The organism is Kribbella koreensis, assembly GCF_039525325.1.
GTDB classification, from domain to species: Bacteria; Actinomycetota; Actinomycetes; order Propionibacteriales; family Kribbellaceae; genus Kribbella; species Kribbella koreensis.
In genome coordinates, this window is sequence record NZ_BAAAHK010000008.1 from 126177 (window position 1) to 149663 (window position 23487).

The 23487-nt window shown below is 68.1% G+C and carries 26 protein-coding genes; 15 read left to right on the forward strand and 11 right to left on the reverse strand.

Going from position 1 to position 23487, the window contains the following annotated elements:
• Nucleotides 1-63 precede the first annotated feature (63 nt).
• From ABD116_RS18640 to ABD116_RS18650, 3 genes are all read left to right on the forward strand, one after another.
• On the forward strand, nt 64-564 hold the full coding sequence (locus ABD116_RS18640; RefSeq protein ID WP_343971307.1) for a hypothetical protein: 501 nt from the start codon (nt 64-66) through the stop codon (nt 562-564).
• Between the two features lie 70 nt (nt 565-634).
• Entirely contained in the window at nt 635-913 is a 279-nt protein-coding gene (gene ctaJ / locus ABD116_RS18645) for an aa3-type cytochrome oxidase subunit CtaJ (protein WP_343971310.1), read from the forward strand.
• On the forward strand, nt 900-1298 hold the full coding sequence (locus ABD116_RS18650; protein WP_343971313.1) for a DUF5130 family protein: 399 nt from the start codon (nt 900-902) through the stop codon (nt 1296-1298). The genes ctaJ and ABD116_RS18650 overlap by 14 nt, the downstream gene beginning before the upstream one ends.
• A gap of 48 nt (nt 1299-1346) precedes the next feature.
• On the opposite strand, the gene ABD116_RS18655 is transcribed toward ABD116_RS18650, so the two are convergent.
• From ABD116_RS18655 to pepN, 3 genes are all read right to left on the reverse strand, one after another.
• Nucleotides 1347-2195 (reverse strand): hypothetical protein, encoded by an 849-nt coding sequence (locus ABD116_RS18655; protein WP_343971316.1) that lies wholly within the window; start codon nt 2193-2195, stop codon nt 1347-1349.
• A gap of 210 nt (nt 2196-2405) precedes the next feature.
• On the reverse strand, nt 2406-2948 hold the full coding sequence (locus ABD116_RS18660; protein WP_343971319.1) for a hypothetical protein: 543 nt from the start codon (nt 2946-2948) through the stop codon (nt 2406-2408).
• On the reverse strand, nt 2948-5521 hold the full coding sequence (gene pepN / locus ABD116_RS18665; RefSeq protein WP_343971322.1) for an aminopeptidase N: 2574 nt from the start codon (nt 5519-5521) through the stop codon (nt 2948-2950). The genes ABD116_RS18660 and pepN overlap by 1 nt, the downstream gene beginning before the upstream one ends.
• Before the next feature lie 225 nt (nt 5522-5746).
• Between pepN and ABD116_RS18670 the strand changes: the two genes are divergently transcribed.
• The 5 genes from ABD116_RS18670 to ABD116_RS18690 all read left to right on the forward strand — a co-directional run bounded on the left by ABD116_RS18670 (nt 5747) and on the right by ABD116_RS18690 (nt 10324).
• Entirely contained in the window at nt 5747-6343 is a 597-nt protein-coding gene (locus ABD116_RS18670; RefSeq protein ID WP_343971324.1) for a mycothiol-dependent nitroreductase Rv2466c family protein, read from the forward strand.
• A gap of 94 nt (nt 6344-6437) precedes the next feature.
• Nucleotides 6438-7472, forward strand: coding sequence for an SH3 domain-containing protein (locus ABD116_RS18675; RefSeq protein WP_343971327.1), 1035 nt, complete (start codon nt 6438-6440; stop codon nt 7470-7472).
• Between the two features lie 112 nt (nt 7473-7584).
• Entirely contained in the window at nt 7585-8061 is a 477-nt protein-coding gene (locus tag ABD116_RS18680; protein WP_343971330.1) for a ribose-5-phosphate isomerase, read from the forward strand.
• A gap of 144 nt (nt 8062-8205) precedes the next feature.
• Nucleotides 8206-9045 (forward strand): Fpg/Nei family DNA glycosylase, encoded by an 840-nt coding sequence (locus ABD116_RS18685; RefSeq protein WP_343971333.1) that lies wholly within the window; start codon nt 8206-8208, stop codon nt 9043-9045.
• Nucleotides 9046-9136: 91 nt separating this feature from the next.
• A complete protein-coding gene (locus ABD116_RS18690) occupies nt 9137-10324 on the forward strand; it encodes a PP2C family protein-serine/threonine phosphatase (RefSeq protein ID WP_343971336.1) in 1188 nt (395 codons plus the stop codon).
• Here ABD116_RS18690 and ABD116_RS18695 read toward each other — a convergent pair.
• A complete protein-coding gene (locus tag ABD116_RS18695) occupies nt 10312-10728 on the reverse strand; it encodes a hypothetical protein (RefSeq protein WP_343971338.1) in 417 nt (138 codons plus the stop codon). The genes ABD116_RS18690 and ABD116_RS18695 overlap by 13 nt on opposite strands.
• A 220-nt stretch (nt 10729-10948) precedes the next feature.
• Here ABD116_RS18695 and ABD116_RS18700 point away from each other — a divergent pair, with 220 nt between their 5' ends.
• Both ABD116_RS18700 and ABD116_RS18705 read left to right on the forward strand, forming a co-directional pair.
• Nucleotides 10949-11125 carry a hypothetical protein gene (locus ABD116_RS18700; protein ID WP_343971341.1) on the forward strand — a complete coding sequence of 59 codons (177 nt, stop codon included), beginning with the start codon at nt 10949-10951 and terminating at the stop codon, nt 11123-11125.
• Nucleotides 11126-11171: 46 nt separating this feature from the next.
• Nucleotides 11172-11624 carry a hypothetical protein gene (locus tag ABD116_RS18705; protein WP_343971344.1) on the forward strand — a complete coding sequence of 151 codons (453 nt, stop codon included), beginning with the start codon at nt 11172-11174 and terminating at the stop codon, nt 11622-11624.
• Here ABD116_RS18705 and ABD116_RS18710 read toward each other — a convergent pair.
• From ABD116_RS18710 to ABD116_RS18720, 3 genes are read right to left on the reverse strand one after another with little or no spacing between them, the layout of a single operon-like run.
• The gene (locus ABD116_RS18710; protein WP_343971347.1) at nt 11621-12001 is read right to left on the reverse strand and encodes a PIN domain-containing protein; all 381 of its coding nucleotides are present in this window, start codon (nt 11999-12001) and stop codon (nt 11621-11623) included. The two genes, ABD116_RS18705 and ABD116_RS18710, sit on opposite strands and share 4 nt — an antisense overlap.
• Nucleotides 12001-12288 (reverse strand): type II toxin -antitoxin system TacA 1-like antitoxin, encoded by a 288-nt coding sequence (locus tag ABD116_RS18715; protein ID WP_343971350.1) that lies wholly within the window; start codon nt 12286-12288, stop codon nt 12001-12003. Before ABD116_RS18715 ends, ABD116_RS18710 begins: the two co-directional genes overlap by 1 nt.
• A 39-nt stretch (nt 12289-12327) precedes the next feature.
• On the reverse strand, nt 12328-12774 hold the full coding sequence (locus tag ABD116_RS18720; protein ID WP_343971353.1) for a MarR family winged helix-turn-helix transcriptional regulator: 447 nt from the start codon (nt 12772-12774) through the stop codon (nt 12328-12330).
• 78 nt (nt 12775-12852) lie between these two features.
• Between ABD116_RS18720 and ABD116_RS18725 the strand changes: the two genes are divergently transcribed.
• The 4 genes from ABD116_RS18725 to ABD116_RS18740 all read left to right on the forward strand — a co-directional run bounded on the left by ABD116_RS18725 (nt 12853) and on the right by ABD116_RS18740 (nt 15299).
• Nucleotides 12853-13029: a hypothetical protein gene (locus ABD116_RS18725; protein ID WP_203591232.1), complete on the forward strand. Its 177-nt coding sequence runs from the start codon at nt 12853-12855 to the stop codon at nt 13027-13029.
• Between the two features lie 38 nt (nt 13030-13067).
• A complete protein-coding gene (locus tag ABD116_RS18730; RefSeq protein WP_343971357.1) occupies nt 13068-13514 on the forward strand; it encodes a nitroreductase family deazaflavin-dependent oxidoreductase in 447 nt (148 codons plus the stop codon).
• A gap of 158 nt (nt 13515-13672) precedes the next feature.
• A complete protein-coding gene (locus ABD116_RS18735; RefSeq protein WP_328321152.1) occupies nt 13673-14401 on the forward strand; it encodes a CDP-alcohol phosphatidyltransferase family protein in 729 nt (242 codons plus the stop codon).
• 1 nt (nt 14402) lies between these two features.
• Nucleotides 14403-15299 (forward strand): DMT family protein, encoded by an 897-nt coding sequence (locus ABD116_RS18740; RefSeq protein ID WP_343971360.1) that lies wholly within the window; start codon nt 14403-14405, stop codon nt 15297-15299.
• On the opposite strand, the gene ABD116_RS18745 is transcribed toward ABD116_RS18740, so the two are convergent.
• On the reverse strand, nt 15244-16440 hold the full coding sequence (locus ABD116_RS18745; protein WP_343971363.1) for an AAA family ATPase: 1197 nt from the start codon (nt 16438-16440) through the stop codon (nt 15244-15246). The two genes, ABD116_RS18740 and ABD116_RS18745, sit on opposite strands and share 56 nt — an antisense overlap.
• A 145-nt stretch (nt 16441-16585) precedes the next feature.
• Here ABD116_RS18745 and ABD116_RS18750 point away from each other — a divergent pair, with 145 nt between their 5' ends.
• Nucleotides 16586-17530 carry a Gfo/Idh/MocA family protein gene (locus ABD116_RS18750; RefSeq protein ID WP_343971366.1) on the forward strand — a complete coding sequence of 315 codons (945 nt, stop codon included), beginning with the start codon at nt 16586-16588 and terminating at the stop codon, nt 17528-17530.
• A gap of 9 nt (nt 17531-17539) precedes the next feature.
• On the opposite strand, the gene ABD116_RS18755 is transcribed toward ABD116_RS18750, so the two are convergent.
• The 3 genes from ABD116_RS18755 to ABD116_RS18765 all read right to left on the reverse strand — a co-directional run bounded on the left by ABD116_RS18755 (nt 17540) and on the right by ABD116_RS18765 (nt 23267).
• Complete coding sequence (locus tag ABD116_RS18755) at nt 17540-19582, reverse strand: golvesin C-terminal-like domain-containing protein (protein WP_343971369.1); 2043 nt, start codon at nt 19580-19582, stop codon at nt 17540-17542.
• A gap of 155 nt (nt 19583-19737) precedes the next feature.
• A complete protein-coding gene (locus tag ABD116_RS18760) occupies nt 19738-21606 on the reverse strand; it encodes an ABC transporter ATP-binding protein (RefSeq protein ID WP_343971372.1) in 1869 nt (622 codons plus the stop codon).
• A complete protein-coding gene (locus tag ABD116_RS18765; protein WP_343971874.1) occupies nt 21603-23267 on the reverse strand; it encodes an ABC transporter ATP-binding protein in 1665 nt (554 codons plus the stop codon). Before ABD116_RS18765 ends, ABD116_RS18760 begins: the two co-directional genes overlap by 4 nt.
• Between the last annotated feature and the right edge of the window lie 220 nt (nt 23268-23487).

Consider the following 23487-nt stretch of genomic DNA (forward strand, 5'->3'; position numbering starts at 1 on the left):
AATAACTTTCCTGGGAATGGCACTCCTTGAAACCTTCCGCCCCGAGTTTCAAGGAGAGTCCCCATGAAATCCTTTCTCCGTCGCGTGACCGTGCCCTTGGTCGCCCTGATGGTCGGGCTGCTGCCCGGCCTGCTGGTGATCGAGAACGCCTCGGCACTCACCAAGCTGACCCACGCCCAGGCCGCGGCGATCTTCAGCGCCGCCGGCATCACCTGGTCGTCCAGTGGCAACTGCTCCGACTGGAACAACTCCACCTGTACGTCGTTCACCAACATCAACGACAGCACCGTGTACGGCGTCCGGACGCTGCACACGGCCAGCGGCTGCGCGGTGAACATCACCGGTGGTACCGAGACCGGCCACGCCAGCGGGACCTACAGCCACCGCAACGGCTACAAGGTCGACATCTCGAAGTACACGTGTGTCGGCAACTACATCAAGAACACCTTCACCCGGATCGCCAACCGCGGTGACGGCTACCCGCAGTGGAAGGCCGCCTCCGGCAACATCTACTGCGACGAGGGCAGCCACTGGGACATCACGTACTACACCTGTGGCTGCTGATTAGTTTCGTGCCCGCCCCGGTCGAGGCCCCGGGGCGGGTACGGCTGTCAGTGGGACTAGTCTTCTCACCGTGATCACTCTGCTCTCCGGCCACACCGTGCTGGTGTTCGTCGGTATTCCGGTGCTGGTCGTGGCGGTGCTGGCCTTGCTCGTCTTCGCCTCCTCGATCGCACAGGGTCCGCGCTATCGCCCGGGCCTGTCCTGGTGGGCTCCGCCGGTCTGGATCGGCGGCCCGACGGCCACCCGGCCGGACCCGGCCAACCTGCCCGAGCTCCCCGCCGGCACCACTACCGCGACCGCCGGCACCGGCGTCGCCCGGACGACCGGAGGCGCAAGTGCCAGCTGGTGACGCATTCACCCCGGACCAGCTCTACGACATCGAGCGCGCCGTCCGGCACGCCGAGGACGCGTCGGGCCTGCACTTCTCCGTGTACGTCGGGGGAGCGGACTCCGAGACGCGCCCGTTCGCCCTGGAGCTGCTGAACGAGCTGGACGACCCGGACAACAGCGTCCTGGTGTACGTCGACCCGGCCGGGCGCCGGCTCGAGGTCGTCACCGGCGCGAACGCGCGGCGGCAGCTCTCGGATCACGCGGCCGGTCTGGCAGCGCTGACCATGCAGACGTCCTTCGCCACCGGCGACCTGACCGGCGGCCTCGTCACCGGCGTACAGCAACTGGGCACGCACGCGCACCAGCCGCCGCTGCTGCACGCGAACGAGCCCCACAAGCAGTAGACAGAGCCCGCGAGCCCGGCTGATCGATCAGCCGGGCTGCTGGTTCGGCTAGCCGGGCTTGGCGGCCGGTTCGTACGTGGGGCAGGCGATGTTCGAGTGGATCGCCTGCGTCTTCGGCGCCTGGCACAGGTTGAGTGCTGCCTGCGCGTTGGACAGCGCGGAGAGGTACACGACCCACTGGCCGGTCTCCGGCTCGAGGCTGCTGTTCGCGATGCCCGGGTACTGCCCGTTGAGGAACATCGCCCGGCCCGGGATGCCGGCGGCGATCAGCTTGCCGGCCAGTTCCTTGGCGATCTGCTCGGCGTCCATACCGGCGTCCGTCGGGTAGGAGTCGAGCACTGCGATCCACTGGCCGCGCCGGAAGACCGGGGTGGCCGGGCCGGTGTTCGGCGTCGCGGACGCCCTCGTGGTGGTTGTCTTGGCCACGGTCGGCTTGGGTGCCGTCGGCTTGGCCGCCGGAGGCTTGCGGTCGGCTTTCACCGTGCTGACCGCGGCAGGCGCCGCGTCGCTCTTCGTCTTCGGTGGCGCGGAGGTGGCCGGTCCCGGCACCGGCGGATTACTTCCGCTCTGCGGCGCGGAGCCGCCATTCGTCAGGATAAAAGCAGAAGTCGCGACCACTGCGGCAATCGCAATGATCGCGGCTCCGACCGCGGCAGTGGATCGCTTCGATTTCTTCCGGCCGGAATGGCCCGCGCCGCGGCCCGCGGAGCGCTTGCCGGCGGCCAGCCGCTCGGCGCGATCGGCTTCGCTCTCCAGCTGGGAGCCGGCTACGTCCTTCGTCGGTACCGCACGTCCGGCGCGGGCGGCCACCCGGCTGTCGCCGCCGTGGTTGAGCGCACGCGCATTGGCCCGGCCGGTCGGGCGTTTCGCCCGGGTCGGTCCTTTCCGGTCATCCACGTGTGTCACGACAAAGGTCCTCCCCAGAATCCCTTGAGTGAATATTGTGGGTCAGCTTAGACCGGGAAACCGGAAAAGTGAGGCCCCTTCACGTGGTGAGAATCTCCTTCTGGACAAGGATATCGCGGCCCGCGACCGAGCCGCGACGATGCGCCGACAAGCAATTGTTTGAATATCACCGAAAGCGCACGGGCAGGCACTGTCCGGAATTCAGGTCCCGGACGGGATGCCGCCCTGTTTCGGGGCGGGCCGGGTGTCCAGGCAGTCGTCGAGCCAGGTCTCGACGTCCACCTCGGCGTTCAGGATGTGGTTCACGTACGCGGCCCGCTCGTGGCTGAGGACCTCCTGCTCCCAGACGCAGGGCGCGACGCCGATCGGCGCCGGGCGGAGATCGTCGACGTCCAGGCCGCGGAAGATGCTCAGCCGGGACTGGAACTCCCTCGCCCAGCTCTGCACGACCAGGTACGTGGCGTCATCACTCAGATGGAGGATCACCACGCCGAGTCCGACGGCGCCCATCGCGTCGTCGAACTCCAGCTGCTTGGCGGCGGCCACTCGCGCCACCGCGACCATCTGGTCGTCCCAGGAGCGGCCGCGGGCGGTGATCACGTACGGCTTGACCAGCCGTCCGGTGAACCGCCAGGGCATCAGCGGGGTGACCGGACGCGGCCGGTAGGCCTCGGCCAGGCCGGTGAGGGCCACGGCCGAGGCGCCGGCTAACGAGGGGTCGCCTTGCGCACCCTGGTCAGGCATCAGCCGACCGCGTCGCGACGCTGGGCCTCCAGCGCACGCTCCAGGTCGGCACGGGCCTCTCCGACGTACCGGAGGGTCGGCGCGTCGACCGACTCGGCCTCGGTGTCCAGCCAGCCGCTCAGGGCGTCCAGCGTGGCCTGCTCGGCCAGACCTCGCGGCGACAGGTAGACCAGCACGTTCTCGCCCATGGAGGAGCCGAGCCGGGTGTAGACGTCCTTGGCCGCGCTCAGGTACTTGCCGACGTACGGCCGGAGCAACTCCTCCTGGCCCGGCTGCTGGAAGCCCAGGATGGTCCGGAACTGCGTCTCGTTCGGGGTGTCCTCCGACTCGACCGCGATCTGCCATGCGTCGGCCTTGGCCTCGGCGGTCGGCCGGGCGGCACGTGCCTGGGCCGCCCGCTCCTGGCCAGTGATCGTGGTGTCGTGGGTCAGCTCTTCGTCGATGGCGTCCGCGTCGACCCGGCCGAGCCTGGCCAGCGCGACGATCAGGGTCCAGCGCAGGTCCGTGTCGATGACCAGGCCGTCCGGCAGGTCCGTACCGGCGACCCAGGCGGCCAAGCGGTCCGCACCGGCGTCGGAGAACACTCCGCCGATGTAGGCACGGGCGAACGCGAGCTGGTGGTCGCTCCCCGGCTCTGCCCCGGCCAGCAGGTCAGCCAGGGTCTCCTCGTACTGCGCCCGCAGCTGCGCGCGGTGCTCCGGTGCCGCGTAGCTGTTGATCGCCGAGGTGGCCTGCGAGAGCAGTGACCGTACGCCGGTGAGGTCCGTCTCGGCGCGAACGCCCTTGAGCACGATCCCGACGTACTGGCTGGCGGGCATCTCCGCGTCGCGGGTCATGTCCCAGGCGGCACCCCAAGCGAGGGCGCGGGCCAGCGACTGGTCGAGCTTGTCGATCGACTCGACCAGGGTCTGCCGGGACCGCTCGTCCAGCCGGATCTTGGCGTAGGTCAGGTCGTCGTCGTTGAGCAGCACCAGGTCCGGCTGCGTCGCGCCGACCAGCTCGGCCAGCTCGGTCCGCGGGCCGTCGATGTCGACCTCGAACCGCTCGGTCCGGACCAGGCCTGCGTCGGTCAGCCGGTACAGGCCGACCGCGAGCCGGTGCGGCCGCAGGGTCGGGTGGCCGGCGGCCGCGGTCTGCTCGATCGCGAAGGTCTGGAACTTGCCGTCGGCGTCCACGGTGAAGTCGGCGCGCAGGGTGTTCACCCCGGCGGTCCGCAGCCAGCGCTCGGTCCAGTCGTCCAGGTCGCGGCCGGACGCCTTCTCCAGCGGCTTGAGCAGGTCGGCCAGCTCGGTGTTGCCGAACGCGTGGTCGGCGAAGTACTCCTTCAGCGCGATGATGAAGGTCTCCTCACCGACGAACGCGACCAGCTGGCGCAGCGTGGAGGCGCCCTTGGCGTAGGTGATGCCGTCGAAGTTCACCTCGACCGCGTGCAGGTCGATCATGTCCGCGGCGATCGGGTGCGTCGAGGGCAGCTGGTCCTGCCGGTAGGCCCAGTTCTTCCGGGCGTTGCAGAAGGTCGTCCAGGCGCCGGCGTACTTCGTCGTCGCGGTCGCCTGGGCCCAGTGGCTGGCCCACTCGGCGAACGACTCGTTCAGCCACAGGTCGTCCCACCAGGTCATCGTGACCAGGTCGCCGAACCACATGTGCGCGAGCTCGTGCAGCACCGTGTTCGCGCGGCTCTCCAGCTCGGCGTGCGTGGTGCGGCTGCGGTAGATGTACTCGTCGCGGATCGTCACGCAACCGGCGTTCTCCATCGCGCCCATGTTGTACTCCGGCACGAACGCCTGGTCGTACTTGTGGAACGGGTACGGAACGCCGAAGGCGCGCTCGAACAGCTCGAAGCCCTGCTTGGTCACCTCGAACAGGTCCTCGACGTCGAGCGAGTCGGCCAGCGACGGGCGGCACAGCAGCGACATCGGGTACGTGCCGTTCGGGCCCTCGTAGGCGTCGGTGACGACGTGGTACGGACCGGCCACGACGGCGGTGATGTAGGTCGAGATCGGCTCGGTCGGCGCGAAGCTCCAGGTCGCCAGGTCCTCGCCGTTCTCGCCCTTGTACGGCGTCGGCTCGGGGGTCGGCGCGTTCGAGATGACGACCCAGCGGGCCGGCGCGGAGACGGTGAAGGTGAACGGCGCCTTCAGGTCCGGCTGCTCGAAGGTGGTGAACACCCGGCGGGCGTCCGGCACCTCGAACTGGGTGTAGAGGTAGGTCTCCTTGTCGGCCGGGTCGACCGAGCGGTGCAGCCCTTCACCGGTACGCGAGTAGATGCAGTCCGCGACCACGACGAGCTCGTTGCGCTCGGCCAGACCGTCGAGCTGCAGCCGCGCGCCGTCGTACACGCTGTCCGGGTCGAGCGCGCGTCCGTTCAGCGTCACCTCCCGCACCGTCGCGGCGATCAGATCGGCGAAGGTGCTCGCGCCGGCTTCGGCGGCGAAGGTGAGCGTGGTCGTCGACGCGAACGTCGCGGCGCCACTGGCGGCGGTGGTCAGGTCGAGCTCGATCGCGTAGCTCACGTCACTGACCAGGCCGGCGCGGGTGCGCGCTTCATTGCGCGTCAGGTTGGTTCCAGGCATGTCGGCATCCTATGCACCTGGATGCGTGCGGCGCCGAGGGATTCCCCGCGACTTGCGCAAGCTGTGGGAAACCGTTGTCAGAGCTTGATCCGGCGTTGCCCGAGGGTGACCGGCCGGTATCGCGGGGTGACCGGTCTGGTCCGCTGTTCTAGCGTTCGTCGTCCGGTGGGCGAGACGCCACGCGCGCCGGAGTATGAAGTGGTTTCAGTTTGTACGATCGATCGCATGACCCCCACCGCTGATTTCTGGTTCGACCCGGCCTGCCCCTGGGCCTGGATGACGTCTCGCTGGATGCTCGAGGTCGAGCAGGTCCGGGACGTGAAGACCGCCTGGCATGTGATGAGCCTCGCGATCCTGAACGAGGAGCGCGACGAACACGACGCGAACTGGCTGCGCAAGCTCGGTCTGGTCCGGGTGCTGATCGCCGCCGAGCAGGCGCACGGCAACGAGGCGCTGCTGCCGCTCTACACCGCACTCGGCAATCGAATCCACGTCCAGGGCCGCGGCATCAACGGCGAAGGCGTGCTCGAGGAGTCGCTGGCCGAAGCCGGGTTGCCCGCCTCGCTGGCGGAGGCCGCTGACAACGACCGGTACGACGACGCGGTCCGCAAGTCCCACCTGGCCGGGATCGAACTGGTCGGGATGGAGGTCGGCACGCCGGTCATCTCCGTCGAGGGCAGCGCGTTCTTCGGCCCGGTGGTCACGCCGGCACCCAAGGGCGAGGCGGCCGGCAAGCTCTGGGACGGGGTCCGGCTGGTCGCCGCGACCGACGGATTCTTCGAGCTGAAGCGGACCCGGGACCGGAGTCCCAGCTTCGATTGATTCCTTCGAACTTGCTGAGAAGGGGTTGAACGTTCCAACAGTCTCGGCGAAGGTTACTCACCAAGTTAATCGTTCAATGGTGAGTAGGTTGCTTGTGAAGCTTCTGCGTAGTGACGAGTCGGTCGTCGTGCCGGTGGGTGTGACGGCCGGTGTCGCGGTCTTCGACCGGCAGGCCGGGCAGTTCACCGACCTGGTCAACCCGGATCTGCGGTTCCGCTCGGCGTCGGTGGTAAAGCTGCTGCTGGTGCTCGACTTCCTGTGGGACCGCGGTCCGGCGTACGAGATCCCGGCGGCCGACCAGGCCCGGCTCGAGGTGATGCTGCGCAGCAGTGACGACGACGCGGCCAGCTACTACTGGGACCATCTCGGTGGCTCGGCGATCATCGACCGGATGATGCCGCGGCTCGGCCTGACCCACACGGCCGGGCCGCCGCCCACCCACCCGGGCTTCTGGGGGTACGCGGCCTTCACTGCCGCCGACACCGTCCGGATCTACCGCTACCTCCTCGACCAGGCTCCTGCGCCGGTGCGGGACTTCGTGATGGGCAACCTGCACCAGGCCACCCGCTACGGCACCGACGGCTTCGACCAGTACTTCGGGATCGCGTCGGTCTTCGACTCGTCCTTCGCCATCAAGCAGGGCTGGTCGGGCTTCCCCAACTCCAGTGGCTTCGGGCGGGACAAGAGCAAGCCCAAGGAGTCGGTCGTGGACCTTGCCAACGAGGCACTGCACACCACCGGGACGGTGGGGCCGAGCGACCGGACCATCGTCGCGGTCTACACGCTGCACCCCGACGGCACGGGGTACGGGAAGGCCTACTCCGACGTGACCCGGCTGATCCGGGCGTTGAACGTACCGGGCGCGGTGAAGACGCCAGGGAGCTGGGTGACGACCACTGGGAGTGGAGTACGGGTTCGGTCGGCGCCGAACACCTCTGCCGGGGTGCTCGGGACGCTGCCGTCCGGGGTCGAGGTACTGGTCAGTTGTCAGAAGAAGGGCCAGCTGATCGACACTCCGCCCCGCAGTAGCGAGTGGTGGGCGTACTTGCCGAAGTACGACGGGTACGTGACCAACGTGTACGTCGGTAGCGGGTCGCCGAAGCTGCCCGGCGTACCGGACTGTCAGTAGTAAGCGGTCGGGGACGGGGATCCTCCGGCGCTTGCGGCGCCCAGGCACGCACCTCGACACCGCAATCACTCGGAGGATCCCCGTCCCCGACCGCTATGTAAGACTTCTGGTCATGCGAGTGCACATCGGCTCTGATCACGCCGGCTTCGACCTGAAGAACCACCTGGTCCAGCACCTCAAGGGTGCCGGGCACGACGTCGTCGACCACGGCCCGGCCGTGTTCGACGCGGTGGACGACTATCCGCCGTTCTGCCTGCGCGCTGCGGAGGGGACCGTCGGTGACGAGGGCAGCCTCGGCATCGTGATCGGCGGCTCGGGCAACGGCGAGCAGATCGCCGCGAACAAGGTGAAGGGCGTCCGGGCCGCGCTGGCCTGGAGCGTCGAGACCGCCGAGCTCGGCCGGCTGCACAACAACGCGAACGTCGTCAGCGTCGGTGCGCGGATGCACACCGAGGAGGAGGCGACCTCGTTCGTGGAGAAGTTCCTCGCCACGGCGTACTCCGGCGAGGAGCGGCACACCCGGCGGATCGAGATGCTGTCCGACTACGAGGAGACCGGCGAGCTACCGCCGTTGCCCTCCTCTTCCTGATCTTCCTTTTGCTTGCGGGCCGGCCGGTCCGGAGTACGAGGCCTGGAGACGTCCCGGGCCCGCATGGAACGGCCGGTCCCGACCACTGCCGGGGTCGGCGCGCCGCCGCGGCCTTTACCTGATGTCAGACCCATAAGAGGAATCATGCCCGAAGGTCACACCCTGCACCGGCTCGCGAACGACGTCTGGGCCGGCTTCGGCGGCCGGGTGGTCCGCGCGTCGAGTCCTCAGGGCCGGTTCGTCGAGGGCGCCGCGCTGCTCGACGGACACGTGCTCCGCGGGACCGAGGCGCACGGCAAGCACTTCCTGGCCGACTTCGAGGGTGCCGGCTGGCTGCACATCCACCTCGGGCTGATCGGCAAGATGGACTTCGGCACGATCGAGGCCGGGGACGCCGCGCCGCAGCCCGTGGGGCAGGTCCGGCTCAGGTTGCAGAACGCAACGGCGTACGCCGATCTGCGCGGCGCGACCGTCTGCGAAGTACTGACCGACGGCGAGCGTGAGGCGCTGATCAAGCGGCTCGGCCCCGACCCGCTGCGCGACGACGCCGACCCGGAGCCGGCCTGGAAACGGATCCACCGCAGCAAGCTGCCGATCGGCCAGCTGCTGATGGACCAGGAAGTGTTGAGCGGCGTCGGCAACGTGTATCGCGCCGAGGTGCTGTTCCGCGCGAAGCTGCACCCGAAGACGCCCGGCCGCCTGGTCAAGAAGAAGGAATGGCAGGGGATGTGGACCGACCTGGTCGAGCTGATGAAGTACGGCGTGGAGACCGGCCGGATCGATACCGTTGCCGATGACCACACTCCGGAGGCGATGGGCCGCGACGCGCGCCAGGACGATCACGGCGGCGAGGTCTACGTGTATCGGCGCCAGGGCCAGCACTGTCATGTCTGCGACTCGGTGATCCGGACCGAGATCCTGGCCGGGCGCAACCTTTTCTGGTGCCCGAAGTGCCAGCGGACCGGCTTGACCAGGCGTGGCTGAGTGCTCAACCGGTATCGATTGTGAAAAGGCTGCAATCAACTTGTGACAATGTGATGCGCGGACCGGATGGTGCCGTTATCTTCATTTCACCATGAGTAGCGGCGGTGGCGGCAACGCTGTTCTGCGACGGGTCGGCAACCGGGCCGAGTCGTTGCTTCGGCGCGCGCAGAAGTCACACCAGCTGGCCTTCGTCGGTCTGCTGGCGCTGACGGTCACGGTCAGTTCCGCCGCACTGGCGATGCCGTCCTTCATACCCACTTCCATCCTGGTCATACCTCTGTTGCTCGGCGGATTGCTGCTGCGCTTCCGGCCGCTGGTGCTGCTGACGGTGATCGCCGTCGCCGCCGGCGCCTACGTGGTGTCCGAACGGGTGGCCGGGTTGCCGAAGACCGGGTTCGTGGTGGTGCTCGGGCTGATCGCGTGGATCATCCTGGCCGGGGCGAAGGTGCGCAGCCGGCTCGGCGTACAGGGCACCCGCGGCGAGACGATGCTGATGGAGCTGCGCGACACGTTGACGGCGCAGGGCGAACTGCCGGAGTTGCCGGCCGGCTGGCGGGCCGAGCAGGCGATCCGGTCGGCGGGTGGGGCGTCCTTCTCCGGCGACTTCGTGGTGTCGACGACGCGGTCGGACAAGGTACTGGAGATCGCGCTTGTCGATGTGTCAGGCAAGGGAATCGATGCCGGTACGCGGGCGCTGCTGTTGTCCGGGGCCTTCGGCGGGTTGCTGGGGGTGGTACCGGTGGAGGAGTTCCTGCCGGCGGCCAACCACTACCTGCGGCGGCAGGACTGGAACGACGACTTCGCGACCGTGGTGCACGTGGCGGTCGATCTGGGGACGGGCGAGTTCGAGGTGCGGACCGCCGGGCATCCGCCGGCGATCCAGTTCGACGCGTGGTCGGGGCGGTGGCAGACGCGGGACGCCGACGGGCCGCTGCTCGGGCTGGTCGAGACGCCGGACTTCGTGGTCAATCGCGGCCAGCTGAAGATGGGCGACGCGCTGTTCCTCTACAGCGACGGCATGGTCGAGACGCCCCGGCGCGACATCGAGCGGGGGACCGACCGGCTGGCTGGTCACGCCGAGCGGCTGATCGCGACCGGGTTCAAGGGCGCGGCGCTCGAACTGGTCGACGAGATCGGCGGACCGGGCGACGACTCGGCGATCGTGGTCATCCACCGCAAGACGAACCCGTCCGAATCACCGGACTGCGCGACCGCGCGCCCGGGGTTCACCACGAAGATGCAGCGCCGCAAGGCAGCAATGCTTCGCTACGCCCGCTGAAATGCTTCGCTACGCCCCCTGACCGCGCGCATACTGCTGAGGAAGACACCTTCACTTCCCAGTGTCTGCGAACGGGGCAGTGCCGTGATCGCTAACTCGGCCAGGATGTTGCCGCTACTGCTGATCGCCTTCGCCACGCTCGCGTTCGGGCCGCAACCCGCTGCCGCTGAGGAACTGCCGGGGACTGTTCCGGTGGCGTCGAGTGAGCGGCCGCCGACCGTCCCGGTCGCGACAGTGTCGACCCCGGTGGCGTCTGAGTCGCCTCCGGAGACGCCACCCAGTACGCCGCCGGCCACGCCGCCCACCACGTCTCCGTCGACTCCACCGGTCACACCGCCTTCGACTCCACCCACCAGCCAGCCACCGAGCAGTCCGCCGGCGACGCCACCCGGTACGCCGGCCACCTGTCAGCCTTCGAGGGCGTTCGCGGTGGGGTGCTCGGCAGGGCGTCCGACCTTTCCCGTCCGGCCAGTGCCGCCCGTGCCGTCGACTGGCTCGGCATCGTCGTCCACCCCGTCGGTGACGACGTCTGAGCAGGCTGCACCGGTTTGGCGGGGTGGGCCGAGCGATGGGCCTCGGCGCCAGTCGACTATGGGTGCGGCGCCTACGGTCCCGCCCAGTGGGGTGACTCTGCCACCGCCGACGGCGGGCGGAGTACAGGTTGAGGGGGTTGCGTTAGCCCGGAATGCGGCGCCGGTGTTGCCGTTCGACGTACTGGGCGGCATCTTCCTGTCGTCCGGCGGCCTACTGCTGGCAGCGGCCGTCCTGCTGCTCCGCCGCCGGGGCAAGCACTCCTACTGACGCACTCCTGCCGGGCTGACCGCGGCATGGCGTACCGTGCTCGGTCGTGACGATAGATGGGGTGGACAGCGGCGCGGACCGAAGCGCGCCGGACGTCTCGTTCGACGAACTACTGGCGATGACTCCGCCGTCGATGCGCGAAGTCTTCCCCCAGACCCACTGGCAACTGGGCAAACTCTGGGCCCTGGACCTGCGCGTGGAGCCGGTCGAGGTGGCCGACCTCCTCTGGATGTTCGACCTCCCCCTCTGGCAACTCAACGGGGAACGCTTCAAGGTCACCCCCAACCAGGTAGCCGCCACCCCCATGAACTACCGCCCCCACTACGAACGCGTAATGGACGCAGACCTCGACTTCCCCATCCACCTGGTCGCCTACCGAGGCCGCCTGGTAGTCCTGGACGGCGTCCACCGCCTCCTGAAGGCCCACTTCCTCCGCCGCCGCTGGATAGAAGCCAAAATCGCCACCGCAGCCCAACTCCAGGAATGCACCCCCAGCTAGACGGTGAAGAGCTGGAGCTTGACGCCGATCGATGAGGCCAGGTGTGTCAGGTCGTCAGGATCACTGGTGACAACCGATGCCTGATGCTGAACGGCAGTCACGACGACAATCGCGTCGACCACGTCAGCTGTGCCGGAGGACTTGCAGACGACACCAGCAGCGCGACCGATCCGCTGGTCGTCGGAGACGATGTCGCATCCCTTGAGTAACCGGGAGATCTGGTGCTGCGGTCCGCCTCGCCACACCTGGGCGAGAACAACCACCGGAACCAGCGGGCGGATGTGCGCTGCGGCCAACTCGTGGTGCAGGGCGATCATGCGTGGCGAGCGGCGCTCGGCTGCCACTAGGGCGCCTGCGTCGTAAACGATTGAGCGCACTAACCGGCCGACTGCCAGTTGTCGTCGTCAAGCAGACCGGCTTCCATCATGAACTCCCGGGCGTTGCGCCGGTGCTCCTCTGAGATGGGACCGTTCTCCGCTTCGTACTCCTCGACCAGCTCGCGGGCCGCGGCCAACCCCGCGGCATGTGCGGCGGCGGCTTGTGCCTTCTCGACGGCGGCCTCAGCCAGCCATGCGGAGACAGGTTTGCCCTCCTCGGCCGCTGCCGCCTTGATCGTCTCCTCGACCTCGGGCGGCACCGAGATCGACAGCTTCCGTGCCGTCATGGACTCCATCGTAGCAACGGTAGGAATGGATTCCTACCGTCAGTTGGTGGCGGCCGCGATGACTCTGGTGAGGGATTTGTGGAGGGCTTCCAGTTCTTCGAGGGTCATGCCCAGGCGATCGATGATTGCCGGTGGGATTGCCAGGGCTTGGCCGCGGAGGGCCTGGCCGGAGTCGGTGAGGGTTACCGCCAGGGCGCGTTCGTCGCGGGGGTCTCTGGCTCGGGTGATGAAGCCGCTGGACTCGAGGCGTTTGAGTAAGGGGGAGAGGGTGCCGGGGTCCAGGGCTAGCAGGTTGCTCAGTTGCTTGACGGAGAGCGGGGACTCCTCCCACAGGGCGAGCATGACCAGGTACTGCGGGTGGGTCAGGCCCATGGGGTCGAGCAGCGGGCGGTAGAGGGCGATCACGTTGCGGGAGGCGACGGCTAGCGCGAAGCAGACCTGGCGGTCCAGGGCCAGTAGGTCGACCTCTTCGGATGTCCCGGGCATATCTCTCCTTCGATCTGTGTTGACTAGAGTATCAGTTGGTGTACAAACTATTGCCACACCAAGCAATTGGAGAGATCGATGAGCAAGAAGACCGACGGCCTGAGCCTCCCGTACAAGATCCGCTGGCGCCTGACCTGGCTCCTGCTCCACATCGCCGGCCCCGCGACCCTCCCGGACCACCTGGACCCGCGCCGCCGGATGGAACGCGAACGCGCCGCGCGGGTCGCCCGCTTCCAAGCGGCGCACCACGCCTGAACAGGCGCTGACCTGCCCGATAGGGCAGGGTGGGTGACATGTCATCCAACGAAGAAGAATATGCCCCCAGTACGACCGGCTGGGTTCGCGCCGCGGTCGAGAAGATGGTGGCGGCCGGCGACACCAGCGTCGGCGGGTTCAACGGTATGCACGTGGTGCTGATGACCATGCGCGGCGCCAAGTCCGGCAAGCTCCGCAAGGTGCCGGTGATGCGCGTGGAGCACGACGGCGTGTACGCCGCGGTCGCCTCGCTCGGCGGCGCTCCGAAGAACCCGGTCTGGTACTACAACCTCCAGGCCGATCCCAAGATCCAGCTGCAGGACGGCGAGCGCACCGGCGAGTACGTGGCCCGTGAGATCGACGGCGAGGAGTACAAGCTGTGGTGGAAGCGCTCGGTCGAGGCCTTCCCGAACTATGCCGAGTACCAGACCAAGACCGACCGGATCATCCCGGTCTTCCTGCTGGAGCCGGTCCCCGGTAGCTGATCGAACCAGGCGGCGATCGTAAGGTCGCCGCCAGTTCCGGCGCCCGAACGGTATGCGGTCTCCGGTTCGGCACCCGCCTCATGAGACCCTGACTCTCTGAAGTCCGGGGCATTGCGCCCGGCCGAGTTCTGGGAGTTCTCCTGACCACACACGACGCGGTGCGGGAACCGTTCGTCGGGTCGACGCGGTTGCGTCTGGCCGGACTTGCACTGCATGCCTATACCGCGAGCGGAACGGTGCTCGCGTTGCTGATCGTGATCGCGGCGATCGACGGGGACGCGGTCCGCGCGCTCTGGCTCGGCCTGGCCGCGCTCTGGATCGACGGCACCGACGGGATGATCGCGCGGCGGCTCCGGGTGAAGGAGACGATCCCGTGGTTCGACGGCGCGATGCTGGACAACATCGTCGACTACCTGACGTACGCGTTCGCGCCGATCGTGTTGCTGTGGACCGGCGGCTACCTGCCGCACGGCTTCATCGGCGCCGCGCTGGCCGCGCTGCCGCTGCTTGCCTCCAGCTACCAGTTCTGCCGGACCGACGCGAAGACCGACGACCACTTCTTCCTGGGCTTCCCGAGCTACTGGAACGTGGTCGCCTTCTACGTCGTCGTGCTCGACCTCGGCCAGACCGCGACCGGCATCATCCTGCTGACCTGCTCGATCCTGGTCTTCATCCCGATCAAGTACGTCTACCCCTCGAGGACCAAGGCGTTCCGGACCACCAACCTGGTCACCACGCTGATCTGGCTCGGCTCGTACGCCGTCCTGCTTACCCAGATGCCGAACCCGAGCGCGATCGTGGTCGCGATCTCGCTGGCCTATCTCGTGTACTACGGAGTGCTCAGCCTGTACCTGACCTTCTGGGCCCCCAGACGTAAGGCAGCCTGACTTGATCCTCGGCCTGAGCGCGGCCCTCGGAGCCGCAGTCGTCTTCGGCATCGCGTCGATCCTCCAGGCGGTCGGTTCCCGCAAGGTGCCGACCGGCTCGGAGCTCGACCCGCGGCGCTTCGGCGGCTTCGTCATCGCCCTGCTCAAGCAACCGGCGTGGCTCGGCGCCCTCGTGCTCCAGTTGGCCGGCTTCGGCCTGCACTTCGTCGCACTACGCCTACTACCTCTGTACCTCGCCCAGGCAGGTATCGCAGTCAGTCTCGTAGTCACCGCCTTGCTGGCGACTCGCTTGATGGCCGACCGGCTGTCGGCGATCGAGTGGTCGGCCGTCGTCGCGGTCTGCGGCGGACTCGGACTGCTCGCGGTCTCATCCGGCGACGCGGGCGAGGCGGCCGTCCATCACGGCCTGACGATCGGCGTCATCGTCGGCCTGATCGCCATCGCGGTGCTCGGTGGCGTAGCGAGCCGCTCGCAACACGCGAGCGCGACGGCAGTACTCGGCGTACTCGCAGGCTTCGGGTACGCCGGCGTGGCGATCTCGGCGCGCATGCTCGACGACAGCTCGATCGGCGCCCTCTTCTCCAGCCCGACGACCTACACGCTGCCCGTCTCGGCCGCGCTCGCGTTCATCCTCTACTCGCTAGCCCTGCAACGCGGCTCGGTCACCCTCGCAACCACCCCGATGATCGCCCTTCAGACGATCACCCCTGCCGCGGTCGGCGTCTTCCTCCTGGACGACAAGATCCGCGACGGCTGGTACGCCGGAGCCATCGCCGGCTTCGCCATCACCGCGATCGGCGCCCTGATCCTGGTCCGCTTCGAAAGCGTCAAGGACGAGGCGGCTACCGACTCGGCCACTTCCACGCCGGCTCATCCAGAGGGCGCTGACCCTCGATAGTCGTCTGGCCGAATTCCTTCACCAGTTCGATAGTGCGAAGGTCGAGGTCGGTCTCGTCGGCGCCGGCCTGGAGCGCGGACTGGAAGGGGCGGGAGTGGGTCACGACGATCACCTGGGTGTTGCGTGCGGCGGTGACGACGAGGTTCGCCAGCGCCGGCAGTAGATCCGGATGGAGACTCGTCTCGGGCTCGTTGAGAACCAGCAGCGCGGGCGGTCTCGGGGTCAGCAACGCAGCGACCCACAGCAGGTATCTGAGCGTGCCGTCGGAGAGTTCGGCGCCGGACAGCGGTCGCAACAGACCGTGCTGGTGGAAGGCGATCTCGAACCGCCCGGCGTTGTTGCGGATCTCGACCTTGCTGCCCGGGAAAGCCTGCTCGATCGCCAGATCGAGTCCGCCCCGCGGCCCGATCTCGCGGATCGTCTGCAGGGCCGCCGCCACGTCGGCGCCTTCCGGACCGAGGATCGTCGTCCGGGTGCCGATCTGTACCTGCCGGGCCGGCGCGTCCGCGTCGGTCCGGAGATGGTCGTAGAACCGCCACGACCGCATCCGCTCCCGCAGGGTCAGCAGCTCCGGTGCCCGCTCGGGATCGGCGAGCTCGCTCAGGATGCTGTCGAACGGCTGCAGCGCGTGCCCACCGTCGTGCCACTGCCCGTCGCCACCCCGGATCCGGACGCCGCCGCCCCCGCGCTCGACCAGCAACGCGGCAGGTCTGAGGAAGGGTCCTGCCCACAGCGCCTCGCGCTTGATCTCCGGATCCAGGCTGAACGCCGACGGCTCGTTGAACTCGCCCTTCAGCGGCGGCGGCAACCCGAAGTCCATCGCATACCCGTAGTCCTCCGAGGCGAAGCCCATCCGCAGACTGACCGCCTTGCTCCGCACGGTCCCCTGCAGCGGGTGCTCGCCCCGCCGGACAGCCTTCGAAATACCCTCCGGCCCCGCCCATAACGTCGAAGGCAGCCCGCCCTCGCGTGCCAGCGCTGCCACCGCTCCGTTGCGCGAGGCATCGGCGAGCAACCGCAAAGCTCTGTACAGACTCGACTTCCCGGTCCCGTTCGCCCCGCTCACCACGTTCAACCGCCCCAGCGGCACCACCAGCCGCAGCAACGACCGGTAGTTCTCGATTGCCAACGTGGTCAACATGCCAACCAACGTAGCCGCCGCCGGGGACATGTCCCGAGCGACAGGACATAGTCCGGTTTCAGCCCCCGCTGGAGTGCATCGCCAGGCGTGGCATCGCGTTGGACAGCCGAATATGTCCTGTCGCTCGGGACGGCAGACTGTCGCCATGACCACACCGATCCGCCTCGGCATCGTCGGCCTCGGAGCGATGGGCCGCCATCTGCTCGCCGAAGCCCTCGACCACCCGGACTTCACCGTCACCCACGCCGTCGACCTCGCCCCGGCCACCGTCGCCGCGCTCCAGGACGAGCACCCCGCCGTTCAGTTCAGTACCTCGATCGCCGACGTGATCAGTGCCGCCGACGTCGACGCCGTCTATCTCGCCACGCCGCCGGCCACGCACGCGGCGCTCGTCGTACCGGCGTTGGAGGCTGGGCAGGCGGTGTTCTGCGAGAAGCCGCTGGCCGTATCAGCCGACGATGCGGCAGCCATGCTCAAGGCGGCTGAGGGTAAAGCGGCCGGCGTGAACTTCTCATTGTCCGACCGGCAGTCCACCCGGTACGTCGAGCAGGCGATCGCCGACGGCCGGGTCGGTGACGTGCTCGGCGTCGAGATCCGGCTCGCGTTCCCGGTCTGGCCGCGGGGGTTCCAGGCTGAGGCGACCTGGGTGGGGGAGCGTGCGCAGGGCGGGTTCGTCCGTGAGGTGTTCTCGCACTTCGCGTACCTCACCGATCGGCTCGTCGGCCCGCTGCGGGCGGTCCACACGGAGTTGGAGCACCGGACTCCGGCGAGTGAGACGGCGGCGTACGGGCTGATGAAGGCGGGGGAGATCCCGGTCCAGTTGAGCGGGCTCGTCGGTGCCGCCGGTCCGGAGAGTTACGAGTGGGAACTGCGCGGGACCAGGCAGTCCTACCGGCTGACCGGCTGGCGTGATCTGTTTGTTGCCGAGGACAACGAATGGCGTCCGGTCGAGCTGACCGGTGAGCTCGGCTCGGAGGGGACCCGGCTGACGCTGTTCGCGCAGGCCGTGCGCGGCGAGCATCCTCGGGATCTGGCGGACTTCGCGGCGGGCGAGCGGGTGCGCAGCGTCGTCGAAGCCTTCCACCACTGAGCATTGCTTCTAGGGCTGGCGGCGGAAGCGGACCGCGTCGGCGATGACGAAGCCGTCGGCGGCGTCGGTGAGTTGGACGTAGCCGCCGAGCCCTGCCTTGAAGGTGAAGATGCCGAGAGGGAGCCACTCGCCGGTGCGGTTGTCGGGGGTGGCGCGGACTCGCTGGTTGACGGTGACCGTGGTGGTGCCGGTTGCATGGCGGACGGCGTACTTGGCGTTGCTGGCCCGGTTGGGGTCTGCGGTGTAGGAGACCAGTACTTCGTACCGACCGTCGCCTGGGATGGCCGGACGGTAGCGGACCAGGTTCGTACCGGTGCCCTTGGCGTGGGTGAGGTAGTTGAAGCCGTAGTAGCCGGGGATGCTGCGACCGCTGTTCCAGGTGCCGACTGTTTCGAAGCCGAGCGTGTCGTTGTCGACCGTGAGCTCCTCGCGGACGTCGGGCTTGGCAGGGGCGGTGATTAGGCTCAGTCGGTCGAGGGCCAGCGCAGTACCGCCACCACGGCCCGCACCGGTCGTGGTGAATCGGATCGTGTGTCGGCCGGGTAGGAGTCGGCGCTGGTCGAGCAGCAGTACGTCGTACCCGTCGCCGCGGAAGGAGGTGAGGTCGATGGTGCTGTTGCGCGGCGCCAAGCCGTCCACTGCCACAGTGACCAGCCCGCCGTCCACCGACCGGAAGTACCGCAACCACAGCTCGTACTGTCCGTCAGCACCGACCATGAACGGGTACTCGACGACGTCACCGACCGCCTGCACTGGCAACCCTGGATGGCCGAGGTCAAGGTCGCGCCGGGTCAGCCCCGGACCGGTGGCGAGGCTGTCGCGCCCCTGCGTGAGCCACTCGAGGTTGAACCGGGCAACGCTCACCCGTCGGGGACTACCGTCGAGCTCGCCGTCGCAGCCGTACAGCAACACGATCGTGCCGTCCGACGGCCGGGCCAAGTCGGAGTAGAACGACCGCCCCGGGTAGACCGTCCGGCTGTAGCGGTACGACTCCTTCTCGTCGTAGCTGACCGCCACCGTCATGTTCCAGCGCATGGGAGAGTCCGGCCGGCTGAGCAGTACCCGATTGACGTCTGTCGAGTCGGGACCACCGGTGTACCGGGTAAGCCCCATGTCGACGCCATTGAAGAGTCCGGCGCCGAAGTCCATCACCGGCAACGACCAGCTGAGGCCGTCGTCCGTACTGACCGCGTACCCGTGCGGCCAGTCGCCACCCGAGCCGACCCGGGTGTTCAAGACGACCGTGCCGTCGTCCCGCTGCAGCAGGCGGGACTCACCCACATGCGGAAGGGCCGGACCCAGCGGTACCTCGCCACCGGACTTCCAGGTACGCCCGTGGTCGTCGCTGTAGATGCTGGAGGCCCCGTACTTCCGATCCTCCGCCGGAACGCTGGTGATGATGGTCCGGTGTCCGACGGTGAGCAGTAGCCGCCCGGACTCGAGCTGGATGCCATGACCCGGCCCTGGACCGTGCATGGCCCAGTTGTAGGGGAAGTGGTCGAACAGACCGGCCAGACTCGAGCGTGGGCTCCAGGTGACGCCGCCGTCGGTGCTGGAGCGGTAGTAGACCGTGCCGGAGTCGGATGAGCAACTGGTGTTCTCCGGGAGCCGCTCGCAGAGGTTGTAGAAGAGGAACACCTCGCTGGTGGACTTGTCGACGACGAAGGCGGGGTTGGCCCAGCTCTGGCCGCCTACTGACGGCTCTACCGCTTGGGTCGGGGTCCAGGTCAGTCCGCCGTCGGTACTGCGGCGGATGAGGAGGTCGTGTGGGCCGGCGTCGCAGACCTCGTGACGGCCTTCTGTGCAAGCAATGATCGTGTCGTCGGGCAGGACAGCGAGGCCGTAGACGAAATAGCTGGCCAGTGGGTCGACGGTGTTGTCCCACAGCGTTGTCTCTGAAAAGAACGGAGCGGCGGCGGCCGGCGCCTGACCGGAAGACGCGGGCAACGCGGATGTGGACAACGCGGACGCGGGGGTGGTGGGGAGCGCGGTGGCCGCGGCTCCTCCGGCGAGCCCGATGGTGAAGGCACGACGGCTGATGGGCAGGCTCATGGAGCACTCCTCGTGAACCGGGGCGGGCGGTCGTCAGGAAGCCTGCCGGGAGCCCGGACGCAGAGCCAGCGCAATCAACGGCCAGTACTGGACATTGACCAGAACTGGCCCCCGCACCCCGTAGTACAGGGTCCGGAGGCCAGCCAGCCAAAGCGTCAGGCCAGGGAGTCTTCCCAGGCCTGGTGGAGGTCGGCGTAGTTGCCGCCGGTGGTGACCAGCTGCGAAGGAGCACCGTCCTCGATGATGCGGCCGTGCTCGAGCACGATCACGCGATCTGCCGTCTCCACGGTGGAGAGGCGGTGCGCGATGACGATCGCCGTCCGGTCGTCGAGGATCGTCCGCAGCGCGCGCTGGATCAGCCGCTCGCTGGGGATGTCGAGGCTCGACGTCGCCTCATCCAGGATCAGCACCGCCGGATCCGCCAGGAACGCCCGGGCGAAGGCGACCAGCTGCCGCTGACCGGCCGACAATCGGCTACCGCGCTTGGCCACGGCGGTCTCATACCCGTCCGGCAGCGCCATGATGAAGTCGTGCGCGCCGATCACCTTGGCCGCCTCGACGATCTCGTCCATCGTCGCGTCCGGCTTGCCGAACCGGATGTTGTCGGCGACCGAGCCGGTGAACAGGAAGTTCTCCTGGGTCACCATCACCACCCGCTCGCGCAGGTCGTCCTCGGTCAGGTCGCGCAGATCGATCCCGTCCAGCAGCACATGGCCGCCGGTCGGGTCGTAGAAACGCGCGACCAGCTTGGCGATCGTCGTCTTGCCGGCTCCCGTCGTACCGACGAGGGCAAGGGTCTGCCCGGCCGGCACATCCAGGTCGAGCCCGGGTAGTACCGGCACTCCGTCGACGTACCGGAACTGCACGTTGCGCAGCTCCAGATGCCCACGTGCATGCGGTGAAGGCTTCGCCGGCTTGACCGGCTCAGGCACGTCCGGCTTCTCGTTCAGCACGCCGGACAGCTTCTCCAGCGCGGCACTCGCCGACAGGAAGGTGTTGTAGAACTGCGAGATGTCCTGCAGCGGCTCGAAGAACTGCCGCAGGTACAGCAGGAACGCGGTCAGCACCCCGACGGTCACGTGCCCGTGGTACGCCTGCCAGCCGCCGTAGGCCAGGATCGCGACGATCGTGATGTTGCCGACGCCCTTGATCGACGGCATGAAGATCGCGTTGATCCGGAACGACTCGAGGTTCGCCTCGCGGTACTTGTCGTTGACCCCGTAGAAGATCTCCTCGTTGCGCGGCTCCCGCCGGAACGCCTGGACCGCGCGGATCCCGTGCATCGACTCGACGAAGTGCACGATCACCAGGACGACGGCCTCGCGCGTCCGCCGGTACACGATCGCCGACCGCTTCCGGAACCACGCGGTCAGCACGAACAGCACCGGGAACGACAGCAGCGCCAGCAGCCCGAGCTTCACGTCCAGCGTGAGCAGCAGGATCGCCGTACCGACCAGGGTCAGCAGCGCCGTCACAAGCCCGTCGAAGCCGGTCTCCAGCATCTCGTCGATGACGTCCACGTCCGAGGTCAGCCGCGAGATCACCCGCCCCGACGTGTACTTGTCGTGGAACGACGGGCTGAGCCGCTGGAAGTGGTCGAACACCCGCCGGCGCAGGCCGAGCAGGATGGTCTGGCCGAGCCGGCCGGACCGCATCAGGAAGATCTGCCGGGCGCCGGCCTGGATCAGCGCCGACGCGAGCACGATCAGCACGATGTCGATCAGCGTCGAGCTGCCCTGACCCGCCAGGATCGGCGGGATGCCCTTGTCGATGCCGAGGTGGACCAGGTACGGCACCGCCAGCCGGGCCGCGTTCTCCACCACGACGATCGCGACCAGCAGCCAGATCATCTTCTTGTACGGCCGGAGCAGCTCGCCGAGCAGTTTGCGCGACTGCGTCTTGAGTCGCAGGGTCGTTGCCTTCGACAACTCCCGGTCCGGGTCCTCGGCGTACCCGCGCCAGGTCTCCTCGGCGCTGGGCTGATCGGCCGGCTGGGGCTGAGGTGTTTGCTGAGTGGTCGTCATGCGTGCACCTCCTCCTCTTCCGCCGCGAGCAGGGTCCGGTACGCCGGTACCGTCGCCAGCAACTCCTGATGCGTCCCGACGTGGGTGATGGTGCCGCCCTCGAGCAACGCCACCTGGTCGGCCAGCATCACCGTCGACGCCCGGTGCGCGACCACGATGCCGGTCGTGGCGGCGAGCACGTTGCGCAACGCCTCCTCGACCAGTGCCTCGGTGTGCACGTCCAGTGCCGACAACGTGTCGTCCAGGACCAGTACTGCCGGCCTGGCCAGTACTGCGCGCGCCAGTGCGAGCCGTTGCCGCTGGCCACCCGACAGGGACATGCCCTGCTCGCCGACCCGGGTCTCCAGTCCCCAGGGCAGCTCGTTGGCGAAGGTCGCCTGCGCGATCTCCAGTGCTTGCTGGACCTCGGCGTCGGTCGCGTCCGGCCGGCCGAGGGTGATGTTCTCCCGGGCGCTCATCGAGAACAGCGTCGGGTCGTCGAACGCGGACGCGACCGCGCTGCGCAGCGACTTCAGGGTGAGGTCGCGGACGTCGTGCCCGTCGATCGTGATCCGGCCGCCGGTGACGTCGTACAGCCGGGGGACCAGCGACGTCAGGGTGGTCTTGCCCGAGCCGGTGGCGCCGACCAGGGCGAGCGTCGTACCGGGGGCGAGGTCGAGGTTGATGTCGTGCAGGACGTCGGCCGAGTCCGGGCCGAACCGGAAGCTGACGTTCTCGAAGACCAGGTGACCACGGGGGTCGACCAGCTCGTCCGGACCGTCGGTGATGGTGGACTCGGTGTCCAGGATCTCGCTGATCCGGTCCGCCGACGTCATCGCCTCCTGCGCCATCGCGAGGATGGTGCCGAGCGACTCGACCGGCCAGATCAGCGACAGCATCAAGGTGATGAAGGCGACCAGGGTGCCCAGCGTGATCGAGTGCCGGCCGACGGCGAGCGCGCCGAGCAGCAGCACGATCACCAGGGTCAGGTTCGGGATCACCTCCAGGAAGGTCCAGAACCGCGACGCCAGCCGGACCTTGTCGACCGAGGTCTCGTAGAGCTTCACCGCGCCGTCGTCGAACTGCTTCTTGACGTGCTCGCGGCGGCCGAACGCCTTGATCACCCGGAAACCGACCGCCGACTCCTCGATCCGGGTGGCCAGGTCGCCCTGCTGGTCCTGCACCCGGCGGGAGATCGCCAGGTACTTCTTCTCGAACTTCAGCGACACGATGATGATCGGCGCGGCGGCCACCAGGACCACGACGCCGAGCGGCCAGTACAGCCGCAGCAGCAGGAAGGTGACGACCACCAGTTGCAGGATGTTGATCACCAGGAACAACAGGCCGAAGCCCATGAACCGGCGGATGGTGGACAGGTCGGCGGTGACCCGGGAGAGCAGCTGACCGCTCTGCCAGCGGCTGTGGAACTCCATCGGGAGGGCCTGCAGCCGGATGTAGAGGTCGTTGCGGAGATTGGCCTCGAGGTCGCTGACCGTGCGCGACTGGGCCCACCGGCGGACCCAGACCAGCAGTACTTCGCTGATGCTCAGGCCGAGGGCCAGCAGGCCGAGGGGGAGCAGGAGGTCGATCTCGCGCCGGGTGACCGGCCCGTCGATGATGGCCCGGGTGACGAGCGGGACGGTGAGGCTGACACCTACGCCGAGGATCGCCGTGGTGAACATCGTCACCAGGCGCCACTTGTGGGGGCGGAGGTAGGGGCGGAGTCGCCAGAGATTCTGGCTCCGCCGGGGGGTCGTGCGGTTGGAGGGGGCAGCGATAGAGGGCGCTTGGACAGGGTGCTCAGAGGGCATCTGGAGGGGCGCACTTCCCAACATGACTCGGCGCGGGATTGGCTGGCGACCGGAAACGGCGCACTTTCAATTGTCGCTCAGTGGTAAGCGC

Bases quoted from the DNA above. Each gene is read 5' to 3' on its own strand.
- ABD116_RS18660 (WP_343971319.1), bottom strand. From the start codon at position 2,948: ATGCCTGACCAGGGTGCGCAAGGCGACCCCTCGTTAGCCGGCGCCTCG.
- ABD116_RS18730 (WP_343971357.1), top strand. From the start codon at position 13,068: ATGTCATCCAACGAAGAAGAATATGCCCCCAGTACGACCGGCTGGGTT.
- ABD116_RS18690 (WP_343971336.1), top strand. From the start codon at position 9,137: ATGAGTAGCGGCGGTGGCGGCAACGCTGTTCTGCGACGGGTCGGCAAC.
- pepN (WP_343971322.1), bottom strand. From the start codon at position 5,521: ATGCCTGGAACCAACCTGACGCGCAATGAAGCGCGCACCCGCGCCGGC.
- ABD116_RS18720 (WP_343971353.1), bottom strand. From the start codon at position 12,774: ATGCCCGGGACATCCGAAGAGGTCGACCTACTGGCCCTGGACCGCCAG.
- ABD116_RS18640 (WP_343971307.1), top strand. From the start codon at position 64: ATGAAATCCTTTCTCCGTCGCGTGACCGTGCCCTTGGTCGCCCTGATG.
- ABD116_RS18685 (WP_343971333.1), top strand. From the start codon at position 8,206: ATGCCCGAAGGTCACACCCTGCACCGGCTCGCGAACGACGTCTGGGCC.
- ABD116_RS18745 (WP_343971363.1), bottom strand. From the start codon at position 16,440: ATGTTGACCACGTTGGCAATCGAGAACTACCGGTCGTTGCTGCGGCTG.
- ABD116_RS18670 (WP_343971324.1), top strand. From the start codon at position 5,747: ATGACCCCCACCGCTGATTTCTGGTTCGACCCGGCCTGCCCCTGGGCC.
- ABD116_RS18760 (WP_343971372.1), bottom strand. From the start codon at position 21,606: ATGACGACCACTCAGCAAACACCTCAGCCCCAGCCGGCCGATCAGCCC.
- ABD116_RS18765 (WP_343971874.1), bottom strand. From the start codon at position 23,267: ATGTTCACCACGGCGATCCTCGGCGTAGGTGTCAGCCTCACCGTCCCG.
- ABD116_RS18755 (WP_343971369.1), bottom strand. From the start codon at position 19,582: ATGAGCCTGCCCATCAGCCGTCGTGCCTTCACCATCGGGCTCGCCGGA.
- ABD116_RS18725 (WP_203591232.1), top strand. From the start codon at position 12,853: ATGAGCAAGAAGACCGACGGCCTGAGCCTCCCGTACAAGATCCGCTGG.
- ABD116_RS18680 (WP_343971330.1), top strand. From the start codon at position 7,585: ATGCGAGTGCACATCGGCTCTGATCACGCCGGCTTCGACCTGAAGAAC.
- ABD116_RS18715 (WP_343971350.1), bottom strand. From the start codon at position 12,288: ATGACGGCACGGAAGCTGTCGATCTCGGTGCCGCCCGAGGTCGAGGAG.
- ABD116_RS18750 (WP_343971366.1), top strand. From the start codon at position 16,586: ATGACCACACCGATCCGCCTCGGCATCGTCGGCCTCGGAGCGATGGGC.